Here is a 17,418-nt window from a genome sequence, read left to right on the forward strand (position 1 = left end):
CTGCAGAGGCAGCTTTTTTGATTTTTAGAAAAGGGTTAACTACATGTCAATATTTATAATGCTTATTAAACCATTCATGTGATAGCAATCCGTATACAATTAAATCATGATAGTGGTCATAAAGAAATTCCCCATCTCGAATTAATCCTTCTTTTCTGAAATCGAGGCGTTCAGGGACGGCACGGCTCTTCTTATTCTCTTTTCCGCAGCGAATCTCAACACGATGCAAGTGAAGGTGGGTGAAGATATAATGAAGTAAAGCGGTTACAGTACGTGTCATGATCCCTTTTCCTTCATACCCTGCTGCTAAATAATAGCCGATACTGGTTTGTTTATTGTACCAATCAATTGAATGAAGACCAATAACTCCCACTAATTTGTTATGATAACGAATTCCTGTTTGAAAGCCATTATTGTCAGAAAACTGCTGTAACCATGTAGGAATTAGTGAATGATATTGAAGAGACGAGGTAATGCTGTCAACCCACGGAAGCCATTTTCGTAAATGCTCTCTATTACGATCAACCAGTTGGAATAATTGTGAACTGTCGTGAATTTGGAGTAGATGTAGTTCTATTTCATGATCTACTTTTAAAGTAAACATTTTATCCCCCATCCATTACATTAATTTTTTATCGATATCTTGTTGATAGGGTTCAATGTGAATTAATGATCTTGTTACATGATGCTTTGTGTAGAGATGTTCTTCGATTTTTTCTGTAATTTGGTGACTTTCAATAACATTAAGATGAGGATCAACACAAATAGTTGCATCGACAAGTATTTGATTTCCTTGTGTCCTAGCTTTTACCGCAATGACCTTACGTACACCAGCTGTCTCAATAATGGACTCTTCGATTTGGCACAGTAGATTTGTATCAAAGCCATCTGTTAATGCATGTGCCGTATCACGAAAAATTTCCCATGCTGTTCTACAGATGATTAATCCTACAATAATAGCCGTGAATACATCAAGGAAAAGGATTCCAAAATGGGTACCGACAATGCCGATAAAGGCCCCAATACTGACAAATGCATCTGATCGATTATCGTATGCAACTGCTTTAATGGAAGGGCTGTTAATTTTTTTACTTAGTTTAAGGTTATATAAATAGACAGCATACATGATGATGCTACTGACTAAAGCAGTCCATGCAGTTAACCAGTCAGGTTTTTGCGACTCTTCAGCAAAGAAATTTTGTATGCCACCTGTCATCACTTGTAAGCCGATTGTAAGCATAATAAAGGCTGCAATAAGCGAGGCAATGGATTCAGCACGGTAATGTCCATAGGAATGATCTTCATCTGGAGGCTTTTGTGAAATTTTAAGACCAATTAAGACAGCGATGGATGAGATAACATCAGTAGCATTATTTAAACCATCTGCTGTTAGTCCTTCGGATTGTCCCGTGTTACCAATAAAGAGTTTTATAGCTGCTAGAATAATATATGTAAAAATACTAATCCAGGCACCTTTTTCTCCTAGCTTTAATTGGGTATTTGTATCCATTTTTTTAATCCTCCAAAGAACTTTCTTAATAAAACCTTATCAAATAAAGTAGTAGTGGGTCTACAGAAACATTATCGCAGATATGCACATCTATTGATTAAACGAAAAAAAGTTTCCTGAAGGAAATATGAATGATTGAATCCACTGTTTCTACCAAAATGTCCATCAAGTGGAATTGTAAAAAAGATGTAACAATAGAGATAATCATTCTCAATTAAATACGATAAAATAGATGTAGATTATTAAGGTGCTAGGAAAATAGGTGATTAAGATGCTAGGGAAATTAAAAATAGGTGAAAAAGGAAAAATAATTGATTTATCTCAAGCAGATCGATTAGTAAGAAGACGATTGCTTGATCTTGGTATAATAGAAGGGACAGAAGTATGTGTTAAAGGAATTATGCCGTTTGGTGGCCCATTGATGCTCGAATCCAGCGACCAAAGTTGGAATTGAATCGGTATTATTACTTTTAGGTGTTTCTGCATTTGTACATGATTTAATTATTGATGGAATTGTCGCGGGTGTTGGTAGCGTATTAGTGTTTGTACCACAAATCTTTATTTTGTTCTTTTGAAAAAGACAAAAATGAGGCAACTAGACTTTTTAGTATGTAGTAGGCCCCCTTCGGAAGGAAGGGGGCCTTATGCCATATTTTATAAAGTTTTCTTTATGAAAAAACGTTCTTAATTATTGAGTACCGCCTAATTGTTGTTCAGCCATTTGAACTAGACGTTTTGTAATTTCTCCCCCAACAGATCCGTTAGCGCGAGAAGTTGTTTCTGCCCCTAGGTTTACACCAAACTCACTTGCAATTTCATACTTCATTTGCTCTAAAGCTTGTTCTACCCCTGGTACTAGTAATTGGTTTGAAGAATTGTTGTTAGCCACGATGTGCACTCTCCTTCAGTAATTTTTTATTGGTGGACTATTTTGGAGTTGAACCAAATTGATGTGTGTCAAGCAACCACGCATAGTCCGTATAGGTTAAAAAGTTCTTTCATAAATAATCTTTTGTTTGGTAAAGCTATTGAAATGAGTTGTTTTTTATTGCTCTTTGTTACTTTGTAATATCTATTATGGTTAAAAAATTTAATGTTATGCGGCTATACCATAAGGTAATTATTACCTGTTTTTAGCGTTGATGAGGGGTGTGAATACCGAGAGAAAACACTCATAAACTAAAGTGCAGGTCCTACTTTTGAAATGGATAAAACCAACAAATTTGGAGGGGTAATCGATGGGGATTTGCTCAGTATGTAATGGATTTAAAGAACTCAAGGCGCAATGTCCAACTTGTGGGGGAGAAATGTTGGATAAAGGACGAGTCATGGATTACTATGATGATTATAGCGCTTACATGCCGATTGATCAAATGAAACTAGAGGATGGTCAATATGATGATTTTAAAACAAGAAAATGCCCACACTTAGTCTCGTGTTTACAGTGTGGATATGAAGCAGCCTATTTGATAAAAGAATAACAGTGATTATGAAGTGACAAATATAAAGCCTGACACCGTGAATGTGTCAGGCTTTAGCATAGATTTAAGAGTGGCTGTCGTTTGGTGGTAATTCTTGATCTAAATCTCGAGCTTCTTCAATATTTGTACTGTCTTCACGCATATGAACAGATCCACCGGATAGGCCTTCGTTGATTATTCGGTCAATATCAAGATATAGTTTGTCTTTTCCTTCAGCTTTTACATCATTTACCTTTTGTTTCTTGTTCATGAGAGATCCCTCCTTTTTTCAAACATATGATTAGCTTACCTGAAACGATTCGAGGTCATACAAGATGTGAATTTAAAAAATCCTGTATGAAAAAAGATCAATTATATATATTCCTTCACATAAATTTGCTAGAGCACGTTTGCTTCTTTATAATTAAATTAGTCTTTTGTAATTTATATTTAATAATGGAAGGTAGATTATAATGGAAGCATTTTTAACCATTCTTTTTATGGTCGCAATTGGTGCAATAATTGGTGGGGTTACAAATTCATTAGCTATTAAGATGTTATTTCGTCCGTATAAACCCATTTATATGAAAAAATGGCGATTACCGTTTACACCTGGTTTGATTCCAAGACGAAGAAATGATTTAGCTATACAAATGGGACGATTGGTTGTTAACCACTTATTAACGCCAGAAAGTTTTAAAAAAAAGTTACTAAGTGATGGGTTTCAAAAGGATATGACAGGCTTTATTCAAAAAGAGTTTCAAGATGTATTAATGACAGAGAGAACGTTCGTGGAAATTCTACAAGGTTGGGGAATAGAGAATAGTCAAGAAAAAGTGCAAGCAAAAATGAATGATTTAATTGAAATGAAGTATGAGGAACTGATGGGGAGATATCGTGATCAACCATTGAAGGAAGTTCTATCACCCGAAATCATGGTAAAGGTCAATGATCAATTGCCAGTGATCAGTTCGTATATTCTGCAAAAAGGTATTGCTTATTTTGCTAGTGATGAGGGAAAAAACCGAATCGAGAAAATGGTTGATGATTTTATCAAAAATAGAAGTGGTAAGCTTGGAAGTATGCTGCAAATGTTTCTAGGAAATGTTAATCTTGCTGATAAAATCCAACCTGAAATTATCAAATTCTTAGCTAATAAAGGAACTGAGGAATTAGTTACAGCACTATTGCAAAAGGAATGGGAAAAAATATTAGCTTGGGAAGCAGAAAAATTAGAAGAGCAATTTGAAAAACAGAATATAGTAAATATGCTGAAAAAGTATGTAAATAGGATTATAAAAGTGGACCAACTTATGAATACACCTATTTCTCAATTTACGGCATCCTATGAAGAACCTATCCTTAAAGCTATCCCAAAGGGGGTTGATCAGATTTGCAAGTGGTTGTCAGATCGGGTAGAAGTGGTTATGGAAAGGTTGCGTTTAGCTGAAGTCGTTCGTGAACAAGTTGAACGATTTCCAATCGAGAGGGTGGAAGAAATGCTTCTTTCAATCATCTCGAAGGAGTTGAGGTTAATTACTGTGTTAGGTGCTCTTCTCGGTGGATTGATTGGAATAGTCCAAGGGATTATTGCTATTCTTTTTTAGGACATAGATTACGATATGATTTGGTTTATTTTACGACAAAGAAGTGGAAGAAGGCCTAAAGACTTCGGTTTTTAGAATCTCCCTATTTTAATGGGGAGAGGATTCAGTTGAATTGCCTTTTGTTAAATGTGTGAGTTTTTTGAAATATGAAGTGGTTTTTAATTTATTAGGGTATCATTGTGGTGATTTAACACATAGTTTGTTATAGTTAAGTAACTGTCAGAATTTAAAGGAGTGGAAAAATGACTGTTAATTTACACGATAGTGCTCATGAACTTGAAAATGCAATTCGAAATAGTGATGAGTATACAACATTAAGAAAGCTATATGATGAAGTGAATGCAGATGCATCGGCAAAGGAAATGTTTGAAAAGTTCCGTAATATGCAAATAGAACTTCAACAAAAACAAATGAGTGGACAGGAAATTGAGCAAGGTGAGGTCGCGCAGGCACAAATTCTTGTTGCAGATGTACAGAAGAATGAGAAAATTTCTAAATTGATGGAAGCAGAACAACGAATGAGTACAATTGTGACGGAATTAAATCAAATTGTCTTAAAACCGCTTGAAGAGCTTTACGGATCAATGGGACAATAAAGTAATAGCAGATGAATACAAAAAAAGAAGACCTGATTATAGGTCTTCTTTTTTTGATAATGATGATGGTTAAAAATGGTGTTTTTGAACTTGAGCTTTGTTAAATAATGTTGTTGATGTCAAAAAAGGCTTTGATGTATGTGGCAATATGTTTTTTAATAAAAATAATGAACATAGCGTAAATCTTAAATCACTTCCTTGCCAAGGGTGGTCAAGATACTTGCGCTCTTTTGATTTGGTCGAGCTTTGTTCTAATTCTTCCTTTTTTTTCATAATTATTAAGTAAAGGGAATTTTACACCATGAATAGGGGGCTCTATCATGATATATAGAATGCTTGCTATCAATATTGATGGAACATTACTTCAAACAAATGGAAAAATTCATAAATCAACGAAGGAAGCGATTGATTATGTTCAACAAAAAGGGATTTATGTAACCCTTGTGACATCACGTAGTTTTCCCTCTGCCAAAAAAGTAGCAAAAGCGTTAAAACTAGACACTATTCTTATTACGCACAGAGGGGCTTATATCGCAAAGGAAATTGGGAAGCCTATTCATGCTGCGAGAATTCAAAATAATATTACGTATGATTTGGTTCGTTTACTTGAAGGATTCCCATGTCAAATCAGGCTTGTTCATGAACATTATTCACTTGCCAATAAATATAAGCTAAGCCATAATATGCTTGCAAAAACCGTATTTACTTCAGGTGATCCTGCATTTTATTCACAACAATTTGTTGATTCAATTGGAGATACGATCATAGATGAACCAGCAAATCCTTCTAGTATTGAAGTATACTTTGAGTTTAAGAATGATTTAAAAGATGTACAGGAAGCCATTGGAAATATGTTCTCTGAAGTAGAATGTCTGGGGTTGAATGAATTACGGCTTGACATCGTTCCAACAGGTGTTTCAAAGCAAAATGGAACCCTTTATTTAGCAGAGAGATTAGGTATCTCAAGAAGCGAAATCGTGTATATTGGTGATGGATTGGATGATATTGAAGTGATTGAATCCGCGGGGCTTGGGGTTGCTATGGGAAATGCTCCCTTTGAAGTGAAAAGAGCAGCAGATTGGATTACTCGTTCACAAAATCAACAAGGTGTTGCTTACATGGTGAAAGAACATTTCCGTAAACAGCAACCAATCGAGTTTTTACGAAAAATGAATATTATAAAGTGAATCTTCCGTCAGTAGGGAGACTTAGTACCTGTTAAACGGCGATAAAATAGTGGGTGTTGAAAAGGCTTGGGAGAGATTCCAAGCCTTTTTGACATTTTAAAAGTAAATTAATTTTTTAAACTTTTCAAAAAGATACTGAAAGAGAGTGTGTGAACATGTTATCATATAGAGGATAGTAGATGATTTGCGGAGGGGATAGGATGGCGGTCGACTTTTTGAATGATGCGATAAAAGTAACGATTGAAAATCGTGTGGCGATGATAGAAATGAACCAATCAGATGCGTTAAATAGACTGAATAAAGACAATATAAAGGAACTGATTCACATATTAAAGGAAATAAGTATTTCCGATGAGATTAAGATCGTTGTTCTGACTGGGAAAGAGGGAGCGTTCTCAGCTAGTGTAGACACCCAGGTGTTGAGTCAGTTAAAAAATGAAAGCGATTTCTATTATACAATGAATTTGATTAATGAACTTATTTCTGTTCTTTACAGCATGCCGAAAATTACTATTTCAGCGATTAGTGGTAGGGTATCGGGTCTCGGAATTAGTTTGGCATTAGCAACTGATCATATTTTAGCAAGTAAACATAGTATATTCGTTATGAATTCCATCGAAATGGGATTAATTCCAGTGGGTGGACTTCACTTTTTCCTCGAAAGACGTCTGGGTGAAGATCGAGCGAAGCATTTGATCTGGGCTGGAAAGACTATGTCTGCAGAAGAAGCTATACAGCATAGTCTTATCAATGAAATTGCTGAAGGTTCTGTTCAACAAGCTATTGGAGAAAAAGTTCAACAGTGGCTCCAAACTCCTATCCAAGCAATGATTAAATCCAAAAAAATATTAGCAGAAAAAAATCGTCCGCATCTATTAAAAATACTCGAACTTGAAAAATTCGCACAATATAAAATGAGGCAAACAAAAGATCATCAAGAATGCTGCCAGGCCGCTATGGAAAAAAGAAAACCCAATTTTGTGGGAGAATAGAATACTAAAAGGGATCTGTATATACAGGTCCTTTTTGTTGTGCTCAAAATCAAATTATGAGAACTTGAAACTATTTACAGTCTTTAACCGTAGTAATGATTGCAAAAGGAGGCGATGGATGGTGTTGGAACTTAATCAAGTTACAAAAAAATTTGGAAAATTTACCGCTGTTGATCAATTATCGATTTCGATTCCAGAAAAAGAAATCTTCGGGTTTCTTGGTGCAAATGGAGCGGGGAAAACAACAACCTTCCGTATGATTCTAGGGATATTAAATCCTAGTGGAGGATCGATTACATGGGATGGAAGAGAAATTAATTATTCAACAAGTCCGATCATTGGCTATCTTCCAGAAGAAAGAGGTTTATATCCAAAGTTGAAGGTAAAGGATCAAATGGTTTATTTAGCAAGACTAAGAGGGATGCCCAAAAAAGAAGTATTAAAAGAATTGGATTATTGGCTTTCACGATTTAATGTGCCTGAGTATGTAGATAAGAAAGTAGAAGAGCTATCAAAGGGAAACCAACAAAAAATTCAATTTATTGCCGCTATTATCCATAAACCAAAGCTATTAATTCTTGATGAACCATTCAGTGGATTGGATCCATTAAATGTTGAATTGTTAAAGGAAGCGGTTCTAGAGTTAAAAGAAAATGGGACAACGATTGTGTTTTCAAGTCATCGAATGGAACATGTCGAGGAAATGTGTGAACATCTATGCATTATGCATCGAGGAAAGCCAGTCGTGCAAGGCGCACTTAAAGATATCAAACGTGCATATGGGAAAAAGAATTTAGTCATTCATGCCGATTTTGAACTAGATGAACTAAAAGATTTTCCAGGTGTTACGAATGGGAAGAAGACAGCCGAGGGAGTCACTTTACAAATCAAGGAAGAAGAAGTTTCTTCACAGATCTTAAAAAGTATTGTCGAAAAGGGGTTTATATCAAAATTCGTTCTTGAAGAGCCGTCATTAAACGACATCTTTATTGAAAAGGTAGGTGCCTCCTATGAATAAATTTTGGATTATTCTTTTTCATACATATATAAGCAAATTAAAAACAAAATCTTTTATTATTACCACCTTGATTACAGCGCTTATCGTAATTGGATTAACGAATATGACGAATATTATTGATTATTTTAATAAAGGAAATGAAACGGAAAAAATCATTGTGATTGATGAAACAGGAGAATTATACTCTTTATTAGATGCTCAATTGAAAACCGTTAATGAGGAACTTCTAGTTGAAAAGTTTACTGGGACACCAGAAGAAGCAGAGATTGAAGTAGAAAATGAAAATTATGTAGGTTTGTTACTTCTAGACTATGATGAAGAGCGTCTTCCGAGTGCAACCTACAAATCTTTAGGTGTGGCTGATTATGCAATTCCAAGCGATTTACAGTTTACGCTTCAACAAATAAAATCACAACTCGCAGCTTCTCAACTGCAGTTAACACCAGAACAGCTTGGAAAGTTATCAGAACCGGTTCCTTTTGAACGGATTGCTTTGAAGGAGAATGCAAAAACACAAGAAGAATTAAGTCAAGCACGAGGTCTTGTGTATGTCCTATTGTTTGTGATTTATTTTGCCGTCATTCTGTATGCCAATATGATTGCGATGGAAGTTGCTACAGAAAAGTCTTCTCGTGTTATGGAAATTTTAATTTCAACTGTCTCACCAATCAAGCAAATGTTTGGCAAAATTCTTGGAATTGCCTTGTTAAGTTTGACACAAATGGCGGTTCTCTTAGCCACTGGTTACTATTTTGTCAAACAAAACCTTGAATCCATGCAAGGAGGATTTTTTGAATTTTTAGGATTTCAAAATATTCCTATTTCGACGATTATTTATGCTGTTGTTTTCTTTATTCTCGGATATTTACTGTACGCGACTCTTGCGGCTTTCCTTGGTTCACTTGTCAGCAGAATAGAAGATGTTCAGCAAATGATTACACCGATGACATTGCTCGTGGTAGCAGGTTTCATGCTTGCTATGTTCGGTCTAAATCAACCAGATACAACGTTTATTACTATTTGTTCATATATTCCATTTTTTACGCCAATGCTCATGTTTATGCGTGTCGGAATGCTCAGTTTACCCCTATGGGAGCCGATTCTCGGTATTTCAATCCTGTTACTTTCGATCATCATTCTTGCTATCTTTGGTGCGAGAGTATACAAAGGAGGTGTATTAATGTATGGAAAATCAAGTTCGTTTAAAGATATTAAAAAGGCATTACAATTAACGAAAGACGAATAGTCTAAATAATTTTTAATAGAGACCCCTTTTTTTCACTCAATTCCATTTTAATCCTGCGGTATAAGAGTAAAAAAGGGTCTTTTTTTATAGACATTGTTCATTTTAAAAATTGACTTCGGTGTATACGGATATGTGGCTTTCTCGATTAAAGAACTTAAAGCCCGCATGTACGAAAGATTTTAAGAAAATGAATATATTGTTTAACCATTTTCAAAAACCAGTATAAGAACGTGCATTCGATTTTTAAAGGTGGTAAAATTGAAATAGAATATCTCTTCTCTAGAGAGGAAAGAAGAAGTGGAGAAATTTATGATGAAACAAATTACATTTATCCATGCAGCAGATCTGCATTTAGATAGTCCAATGATAGGTCTCTCACATTTACCAAAAGAAATTTTTGAACGATTGAAAGAGAGCACGTTTGTTGCTTTAAAAAAGTTAACAGACGCAGCTATTCAACATCAAGTTGATTTCGTCATTTTAGCAGGTGATTTATTTGATGAAGATGATCGTAGTGTGCGTGCCCAAACAAGGCTACGAAAAGAAATGAAAAGGTTAGAAGAAAGAGAAATTCCTGTCTATGTTATTCATGGGAACCATGATCATTTAAATGGAACATGGGTCCATTTGGACATGCCAGAAAACGTTCATGTGTTCAGTGAAAAGGTTGAAATCAAAACCTATACAAAACCTAATGTGGTGACCTATTTGTACGGATTTAGCTATGAAACACGACATGTTACAGATAATCGGTTACATGAATATGTCAAAAAGGAAGGAGCTGACCTTCATATCGGGATTTTACATGGGCATGATGAAGGAACGAGTGAGCACGGATTGTATGCCCCTTTTCGAACAGAGGACCTTATTGAGAAGAAGTTTGATTATTGGGCTTTAGGCCATATTCATAAACGCAGACTTCTACACGAGCACCCCCCTATTGTTTATCCAGGAAATATTCAAGGAAGGCATAAAAAGGAAAAGGATGAAAAGGGCTGTTACCTCGTTACATTGACTCCTACGGACACAAAGTTGGATTTTATCGAAACAGCGGATATACAGTGGGAAACAGTTCAACTTGATGGGAAAGAAGTAAAGAGCTTTCAAGAGCTACTTATCCTATGTTATAAAACAATGGAGAAAAAGCGGATAAAGGGTAAAGGGGTATTACTGTCTTTTACTATACAAAATATGAACCTTTCTGGTAAAGAATTGGAAAATGCGCAGAACGGGGAGCTCTTACAAGCATTGCAGGATGAAGAACGGGAAGAAGATTCTTTTGTCTGGCCCATACAAATTAACATCAAACAAATGTATGCATGGGATCAAGGTAAACTTGAAGAACAATCCGAGTTTTACCATGAGTTATTTCAAGTAGCAGATAACCTTGAATATATAACGGATAGTCTTCATCCACTCTATGATCATCATATGGCAGCCAAATTTCTTCCATCTCTTTCTGAAAAAGAAAAACTAGATTTAGGGAAAGATGCCTTACAAACTCTAATCCGCTTATTACATCAGCATTGAGGAGCTGAAGAAATGGAAATTGTTGAAATATACATATATGGGTATGGGAAATTTGAAGATACTAAATTCTCTCATTTACATCATCATCAAGTATTCTTTGGTGAAAATGAGGCGGGAAAGTCGACAATCATGAGCTTTATTCATAGCATTTTGTTTGGTTTTCCGACAAAACAGCAATCTGAACTTCGCTATGAACCGAAAAAGGGAGCTAAGTATGGTGGCCAACTGATTATTATGTTTCCGAATGAAGGAAAGGTAATCATAGAGAGAGTAAAAGGGAAGGCCATAGGTGATGTGGTCGTCAAGTTAGAAAATGGAAGGATCGGTGGAGAAGTGCTTCTTAAGGAGTTATTATCATCTATCGATAAAGATTTATATCAATCCATTTTTTCGTTTAATCTTTATGGCCTGCAAAATGTTCATCAAATGAAAGGCGAAGATCTCGGTCGTTTTTTATTCTCAACAGGTACAGTCGGATCTGATGTATTGGTAAGAGTAGAAAATGAACTTTCAAAAGAGCTAGATTCGCGCTTTAAACCAAATGGAAGAAACCCGTCTCTCAATATTAAGCTGAAAGAGCTTAGAGGCTTGCGGAATGAGTTGCGAAAAGCAGAGGAAAATAACGATCAGTATGTAAGCTTACTCGCAAAAAAGGATTCTATCGAGAAACAGATGAAGGTCATCAAATCAGAAGTGGATTCTCTATTCCAGCAGCAAGCTCGAGTGGAAGAATGGAAAAAGGTTTTTCCTCTGTTTCAACAAGAAAAAATGATTGAGAAAGAGTTAACTCTATTTAATGATATTATATTTCCGGAAAATGGACTTGAACAGTTGAATTCTCTAAAACAACAACAAGGTCAGCTTGAACGGAAATTAAATACAATACAACAGAGAATGGAACGTTTAAAACGGGATGTAGATATGTTACAACCGAGTATATCGCTTCTTGAAAAGGAAAGTGAGATCAACACATCAGTAGAGAGTTTACCATTGTTGGAGAAATGGAAACAGGATCTTATACAATTACAAGTAAAGGTAAAAAAGGTAGAAGAAGATATTCTTCTTTTACAAAATAAAATTCATCTTCCTTTATCTGTTGACGAGATCCTTTCTGCTAATACGAGTATTTTTATGAAGGAAAAAACAGCTGCATTACAAGCGAAACAAAAACGATTAATAGAAAAAAAGCGAGAACTTGATGGCGAGTTTCAAGAAGAAAAAAGACGATTAGTACAGTTAGAATCGGAAGAAAGGTCCATGAAAGGCGAGGTCCTAACCGATGTGGAACGACAGAATTTAAGAGAAAAGTTAAGCTGTTTACAAACAAAGGAAACTCTTTTGCTGAAACAGACTGAAATAAAGGAGAGGCTTGCATTTTTAACCCAGTCGATTCAGCAGGCAGAGGCTAAAAGGAATCAGGATAAACGGCAGTATCTTTTTTTTGCTATTCTGTTTATTTTCCTCAGTGGTTGGGGGTTTTTTTCTGAAACGTTAGGATTAATTATTGCAGGTGTAATCGGTTTCCTATTTGCGATTTTTTCCTTTTGGAAAATAAGTTCTGCAGTGGCAAATGAGCTTTTACAAACGGAAATGAGAAATCTACAGAAAAACAAGAAAGAACTTGAGAAGGCTGACAAAGAACCGACTGAACACGTTAAGCTTCTTGAACAAAAGTATGAAAAAGATTCGTTACTCCGTGAACAATTATTTCAATTAACCATGAAGCGTGAAAGACAACAGGAGCATTATGATCGTGTAATTGATCGTTTTGAGATGTGGGAAGAAGAATCGGCAGAGCTTCGAAATGAGTTACTAACGATAGGAAAGCAATTACATATCCCTGATGAAATGGCCCTGAAATTTTTATTTGATGCTTTTCAGATAATCGATGAGCTGAAAAAGCATCATCAAGAGCGGACCTTCATGCTTGAGCAGATTCACTCAACTGAGAATGCGATGGAGGAAGTATTAAATCCTGTACAAGAATTGTTATTACAGTTTATGTCTGACGACAATATCCCCCTTCAAGAGGGTGTCCTTCTTTTAAAACGTAAATTGCGAGATGAGTTGGAAAAGGAGATTCAATATAAGGAGAAAAAGCATCAATATAAAGTCCTTGAAGAAGAATTAAAAGGCGACCAGCTTGAATGCGAGAGAATGATAGAGGGAGTCTCGAACCTCTTACTTTCTGCATCTGCCAAAAGTGAAGAGCATTTTCAGGAAATTGGCAAAAAGGCTACTCAGAAAACGGAGCTTATGGATAAACGAAATAGTTTACGGTTACAGTTAAACATGTCTACCTTTAGTGAAGAAGAAGTAGAAATGCTTTCAGAAAGATCGTTGGAGTCATTGATTCAGGAGATCATGGATAGTAGAAAAAAACAAGAGGAGAATTTGTCCTGTTTACAGGACGAGATGGCATCCTGTAAACATCGTATTCAGATGATTGAGGATGGGGGAACCTATGCCGAGCTTTTGCATCGTTATAAGCAATTAAAGGTTGAATTTGAAGAAGAAGCCAGAGAATGGGCACGTTTTTCTGCTGCAAAAGAGATCCTCCAGAAAACCGTTAATAATTTTAAACAAGAGCGGTTACCTAAAATGCTTATGAAGGCAGAGGAGTATTTGACCTTTTTAACAGATGGTAATTACTGTCGTATTCTTCCGAAACAAGAAGGAAATGGTTTTTTAATTGAAAGTAAGGACCACCTCCTTTTTGAAGCAAATGAGTTGAGTCAAGCAACGACAGAACAAATATATGTTGCGTTACGGCTTTCTCTTGCTGTGACCTTATATGAAAAATATAAGTTTCCCATTATGATTGATGATAGCTTTGTGAATTTTGATGCATCTAGAACACAGAAGGTTTCCCAATTATTGAAAGGACTTCCAGACCATCAAATTCTATTTTTCACTTGTCATGAGCATTTATTGACCTATTTTCAATGGGCTGAATTGATTTACCTAAAGAAAGGTGATCCAGTGACTCCTAAACAATCAAGGTAGGGAAAAATATTTTAGAAGGAGTGGGAACGTTTTTCTTAGACATAACCTTCTCTTACCTTACATAAAATGTATGGACAACCATTCAGTGAAAAGAGGTGAGTCATATGGATATTCCATTTTGGATTTATTTTGTTGTGATGGGGATTATCCTTAGCGCATATATGGTTATTCGAACAGGGAAGGAAGAAAAACGCATGGAAGATGAAATAATTGAGCGCGAGGGAGAAATCTATATGAAACGTTTGGAGCAGGAGCGGGAAGAAAAAGAGAAAACACAAAAATCATTAGGAGTCTAATTATTTTACCATGTTGATAGTCAATGACATCATTCTAGAAGGATTATAAAGATAAAAAAGAAAAAACCCAGTTTCTAGATAAAAGAGACTGGGTTTTTCTATGGGGTTATGACTGATCTAAATGGTAGATTCTTTTATTTCTCTTCTGATGTAGTTCCTAAAATTACTTCTAAGTCTTTATCTTTAATTTTAACATCTGCCTCTTTTATTTCACGATCAATCGTACTTTGGATCGCTTCAGTGTCACCTAGTTTAGATGCTATTAATTGTTCTTTCATTTCGTCCTTTACATCTTCATATGGTTCCTTTTCTTTCTTTTCTGTCACTTGAATAATATGGAAGCCATATTGCGATTGTACAGGTTCACTTATAGCATCAATTTCTGCGGCATACGCAGCTTCTTCAAATTCTGGAAGCATAGCACCAGGACCAAACCAACCAAGGTCTCCATTTTGTTCAGCAGAAGCCTCATCTGTTGAATACTCCTTCACTAAATCTTCAAATTCTTCACCTGCATCAAGCTTTGATTTTACTTCTTTTGCTGTTTCTTCATCTTCTACGAGAATATGACGAGCTTTAATCTCAGGCTTGTAATCCTCATCATAATATTTTTTTATATCTTCTTCTTTAATGTCTTTCATCACTGCTTTTTCCAATAGTAGTTCAGTTTTCAAAACTTCTTTAAAAGCATCTTCATCTGCAAAACCAGATTGAACAAGCATCATCTGGAAACTTTCACCGTATTGATCTTTATAAGAATTAAACTTCTCATCTAATTCTTTATCTGAGACTTCATATTTATCAGCAAGAACCTTTGTATACAGAAGCTCTTGTAATACTGATGGGCCAACTTTTTCCTTCATGGAATCGTATAATTCTTCTTTTGTTATATTACCGGCATTTGATTCAACAACTGTATCTGAATCGTCTCCGTTGCATGCCGTTAAAGCAAGTATTGCAGCAGTTAATGTAAAGGGTAACATCCATTTTTTCACGTAATAACACTCCTAAAATTAGATTAAGTCGTTCATTCAACAACCATTACTATAACATAAATTGGAGGTAGAACAAATTATTAATACACGCTATAGAGATAATTTTAAAAAAAATTGGGTGTTTGACCATCCCGGAATGATGAATCGTACATATGATAAAACGAAAGCGAAAGGAGGTAGGATAATGGAACAGTATAGCAATGGGTTTGCGTTAATTGTTGTTTTGTTCATTTTATTGGTTATTGTAGGGGCTTCCTTTTATTAAGGTCTGTGTAAGATAGTGACTTGGTAGAGTAATTCGTTTCAACTGACATGTATATGGATCATCTTTATTAAAGGAGGTGTTAAAATGGGTCAATCATATGGTGGAGGATTTGCGTTAATCGTAGTCCTATTCATTTTATTAATTATTGTTGGCGCTGCGTGGCTTTAAGAAACGCTTGTCACAGGGCTAGGAAATGTAGCTAGATACAACAGAAAAAGCGGTGAGAGATTCTCACCGCTTTTTCAGCATTTGCTTTCATAATTGCGTTAAAGTGAATGTATTCAAAGATTAAGCAAATAAGATTTTAACGTAAGAAGAAATTAATAAGATGGTCACTAAAATATTAATCGTATGGAAAACCTTCGGCTGCCTTTCCTCTGGTATCTCCTTTTGAAGACAAAGAGAATTTGTCATCTTATTAATATTAAATACAATAAAGATAGCAAATAAAATAAAAATGAAGATCATCAACGATTTCCTCCTTTTGAGAGGCAGATTGTGCTTGCTTGATTGGAGACAAATACTACCTATTTTAAATGTGTATATGATATTTAGATTAGCAAAAAATAATGAAAAAAGATAGGATTATATCTTATTTCATAGAATTACATAATAAGAGGTTACTAATTGCATGGCTACATTGGGATTTTCGATTGATTGACTAATATTTCGAAGCCATCCTCATTCTCTTCAATATATGCTTGATTGGGTGCTCTTAAAACATTTTTAGCACAAATAAGGTCAGACACGCATAAACCTATGTGATAAGCTAGTAAAATGATAAAATAATGAACATACTGATTAAAAAGATAAAATGCTCCAACTAGTAAACTATTAATCACAATAAAGGGTGCAATTAATGACAGAAGAAATAGCCATTTTGCAATGGGTTCAATAACTTGAATTTGCATAACAGGAAAAATACAATATTTAACAACAAATGATTTCTTGATCTTATTTTTTAAATAAATAAGTGGCATGTAATGGATTATTTTATGAACTGGATACATAAGCCATAACCCAGCCATTAATAATAAGATATATTTATCATTCAATGAAGTTGGCTCAAATATATAATTTGCTGGTACATAAAGTAAAATAAATGTGAACAACATGGTTAAGAAAGATAGGATAAAGACACGTTGTGTTCCATAATGTTTATTAAGATTAATTTCCTTCCAGCAGTGCATTCAATCAGCCTCCAAGAGGAGAAATATTTTCACAAAACTTACTAGGATAATGTACGATGAAAATAACAAAAAATCAATAGGCAAAAATAAATGGTTTTGATCATAGAACGATTCAGTGGGACGTCGATTATTGAAGGCTGTGTACATGCAAGAAAACATCTATATAAAGTGGGGAAAGAACATGGATTTGGAAGCTATTTTAGAAAGAATAGATCGTTTAGAGTATCATCAATCCCTCTTGTTAAAAATGAATCAAGCGTCATCTGATGCTTTTTATAAATTGATCATTGAAAAAGCATTAGGGGAAGAAGACGTTAAGCAATTCTATAAACTTTGTGATGAATTGAGCAAAGATTTTGAAGAACAGAAAGCGGAAGGGTTTGTTCATTTTCATCCGCTTTTTCAAAAGTTTACGATGATGCTGCATTGTGGGTTACAGACAGAGGAAGTTATTGCAGCTTGCATCACGCAAGGACTATATCTCCCATTAATGATAGAGTTGAAAAAGTACTTATAATTG

The 17,418-nt window shown here is 35.1% G+C and carries 21 protein-coding genes; 14 read left to right on the forward strand and 7 right to left on the reverse strand.

Annotated features, from left to right (window positions below; genetic code table 11):
* Positions 1-46: 46 nt before the first annotated feature.
* The gene (locus JMM81_RS00110; RefSeq protein ID WP_256239480.1) at positions 47-604 is read right to left on the reverse strand and encodes a GNAT family N-acetyltransferase; all 558 of its coding nucleotides are present in this window, start codon (positions 602-604) and stop codon (positions 47-49) included.
* A 15-nt stretch (positions 605-619) separates the two neighbouring features.
* Positions 620-1,510 carry a cation diffusion facilitator family transporter gene (locus JMM81_RS00115; RefSeq protein WP_256239481.1) on the reverse strand — a complete coding sequence of 297 codons (891 nt, stop codon included), beginning with the start codon at positions 1,508-1,510 and terminating at the stop codon, positions 620-622.
* 271 nt (positions 1,511-1,781) lie between these two features.
* Here JMM81_RS00115 and JMM81_RS00120 point away from each other — a divergent pair, with 271 nt between their 5' ends.
* A complete protein-coding gene (locus JMM81_RS00120) occupies positions 1,782-1,964 on the forward strand; it encodes a FeoA domain-containing protein (RefSeq protein ID WP_256239482.1) in 183 nt (60 codons plus the stop codon).
* 234 nt (positions 1,965-2,198) lie between these two features.
* Here JMM81_RS00120 and JMM81_RS00125 read toward each other — a convergent pair whose 3' ends face one another.
* On the reverse strand, positions 2,199-2,399 hold the full coding sequence (locus tag JMM81_RS00125) for an alpha/beta-type small acid-soluble spore protein (protein WP_256239483.1): 201 nt from the start codon (positions 2,397-2,399) through the stop codon (positions 2,199-2,201).
* A 349-nt stretch (positions 2,400-2,748) separates the two neighbouring features.
* On the opposite strand from JMM81_RS00125, the gene JMM81_RS00130 reads away from it, so the two are divergent.
* Positions 2,749-2,991: a hypothetical protein gene (locus tag JMM81_RS00130; RefSeq protein WP_256239484.1), complete on the forward strand. Its 243-nt coding sequence runs from the start codon at positions 2,749-2,751 to the stop codon at positions 2,989-2,991.
* Between the two features lie 64 nt (positions 2,992-3,055).
* Here the strand turns inward: JMM81_RS00130 and JMM81_RS00135 are convergent, their stop codons facing one another.
* Positions 3,056-3,241 (reverse strand): hypothetical protein, encoded by a 186-nt coding sequence (locus tag JMM81_RS00135; RefSeq protein WP_256239485.1) that lies wholly within the window; start codon positions 3,239-3,241, stop codon positions 3,056-3,058.
* A 202-nt stretch (positions 3,242-3,443) separates the two neighbouring features.
* On the opposite strand from JMM81_RS00135, the gene JMM81_RS00140 reads away from it, so the two are divergent.
* The 9 genes from JMM81_RS00140 to JMM81_RS00180 all read left to right on the forward strand — a co-directional run bounded on the left by JMM81_RS00140 (position 3,444) and on the right by JMM81_RS00180 (position 14,448).
* The gene (locus tag JMM81_RS00140) at positions 3,444-4,577 is read left to right on the forward strand and encodes a DUF445 domain-containing protein (protein ID WP_256239486.1); all 1,134 of its coding nucleotides are present in this window, start codon (positions 3,444-3,446) and stop codon (positions 4,575-4,577) included.
* A gap of 242 nt (positions 4,578-4,819) precedes the next feature.
* On the forward strand, positions 4,820-5,173 hold the full coding sequence (locus tag JMM81_RS00145; RefSeq protein ID WP_256239487.1) for a YlbF/YmcA family competence regulator: 354 nt from the start codon (positions 4,820-4,822) through the stop codon (positions 5,171-5,173).
* A gap of 320 nt (positions 5,174-5,493) precedes the next feature.
* On the forward strand, positions 5,494-6,360 hold the full coding sequence (locus JMM81_RS00150) for a Cof-type HAD-IIB family hydrolase (RefSeq protein WP_256239488.1): 867 nt from the start codon (positions 5,494-5,496) through the stop codon (positions 6,358-6,360).
* A 200-nt stretch (positions 6,361-6,560) separates the two neighbouring features.
* Complete coding sequence (locus tag JMM81_RS00155) at positions 6,561-7,352, forward strand: enoyl-CoA hydratase-related protein (RefSeq protein WP_256239489.1); 792 nt, start codon at positions 6,561-6,563, stop codon at positions 7,350-7,352.
* Positions 7,353-7,470: 118 nt separating this feature from the next.
* On the forward strand, positions 7,471-8,370 hold the full coding sequence (locus tag JMM81_RS00160; RefSeq protein ID WP_256239490.1) for an ABC transporter ATP-binding protein: 900 nt from the start codon (positions 7,471-7,473) through the stop codon (positions 8,368-8,370).
* Positions 8,363-9,616, forward strand: coding sequence for an ABC transporter permease (locus JMM81_RS00165; protein WP_256239491.1), 1,254 nt, complete (start codon positions 8,363-8,365; stop codon positions 9,614-9,616). The genes JMM81_RS00160 and JMM81_RS00165 overlap by 8 nt, the downstream gene beginning before the upstream one ends.
* Positions 9,617-9,925: 309 nt before the next feature.
* Positions 9,926-11,146 carry a metallophosphoesterase family protein gene (locus JMM81_RS00170; RefSeq protein WP_309143466.1) on the forward strand — a complete coding sequence of 407 codons (1,221 nt, stop codon included), beginning with the start codon at positions 9,926-9,928 and terminating at the stop codon, positions 11,144-11,146.
* Positions 11,147-11,158: 12 nt separating this feature from the next.
* Positions 11,159-14,152, forward strand: coding sequence for an ATP-binding protein (locus JMM81_RS00175; protein WP_256239492.1), 2,994 nt, complete (start codon positions 11,159-11,161; stop codon positions 14,150-14,152).
* Between the two features lie 104 nt (positions 14,153-14,256).
* Positions 14,257-14,448, forward strand: coding sequence for a sporulation YhaL family protein (locus tag JMM81_RS00180; protein WP_256239493.1), 192 nt, complete (start codon positions 14,257-14,259; stop codon positions 14,446-14,448).
* A 134-nt stretch (positions 14,449-14,582) separates the two neighbouring features.
* Here JMM81_RS00180 and JMM81_RS00185 read toward each other — a convergent pair whose 3' ends face one another.
* Positions 14,583-15,443, reverse strand: a complete 861-nt coding sequence (locus JMM81_RS00185; protein WP_256239494.1) for a peptidylprolyl isomerase — start codon at positions 15,441-15,443, stop codon at positions 14,583-14,585.
* Positions 15,444-15,627: 184 nt separating this feature from the next.
* Between JMM81_RS00185 and JMM81_RS00190 the strand changes: the two genes are divergently transcribed.
* Positions 15,628-15,708 carry a YjcZ family sporulation protein gene (locus JMM81_RS00190; protein ID WP_256240274.1) on the forward strand — a complete coding sequence of 27 codons (81 nt, stop codon included), beginning with the start codon at positions 15,628-15,630 and terminating at the stop codon, positions 15,706-15,708.
* A gap of 84 nt (positions 15,709-15,792) precedes the next feature.
* Positions 15,793-15,876 (forward strand): YjcZ family sporulation protein, encoded by an 84-nt coding sequence (locus JMM81_RS00195; RefSeq protein ID WP_256240275.1) that lies wholly within the window; start codon positions 15,793-15,795, stop codon positions 15,874-15,876.
* A 120-nt stretch (positions 15,877-15,996) separates the two neighbouring features.
* Here the strand turns inward: JMM81_RS00195 and JMM81_RS00200 are convergent, their stop codons facing one another.
* Positions 15,997-16,176, reverse strand: a complete 180-nt coding sequence (locus JMM81_RS00200) for a hypothetical protein (protein WP_256239495.1) — start codon at positions 16,174-16,176, stop codon at positions 15,997-15,999.
* A 167-nt stretch (positions 16,177-16,343) separates the two neighbouring features.
* Positions 16,344-16,898, reverse strand: coding sequence for a DUF3267 domain-containing protein (locus JMM81_RS00205; RefSeq protein ID WP_256239496.1), 555 nt, complete (start codon positions 16,896-16,898; stop codon positions 16,344-16,346).
* A 145-nt stretch (positions 16,899-17,043) separates the two neighbouring features.
* Here JMM81_RS00205 and JMM81_RS00210 point away from each other — a divergent pair, with 145 nt between their 5' ends.
* Entirely contained in the window at positions 17,044-17,415 is a 372-nt protein-coding gene (locus tag JMM81_RS00210; RefSeq protein ID WP_256239497.1) for a DUF1878 family protein, read from the forward strand.
* Positions 17,416-17,418 lie beyond the last annotated feature (3 nt).

Source organism: Bacillus sp. V3B, from assembly GCF_024494465.1.
Taxonomy (GTDB): Bacteria; Bacillota; Bacilli; order Bacillales; family Cytobacillaceae; genus Bacillus_BD.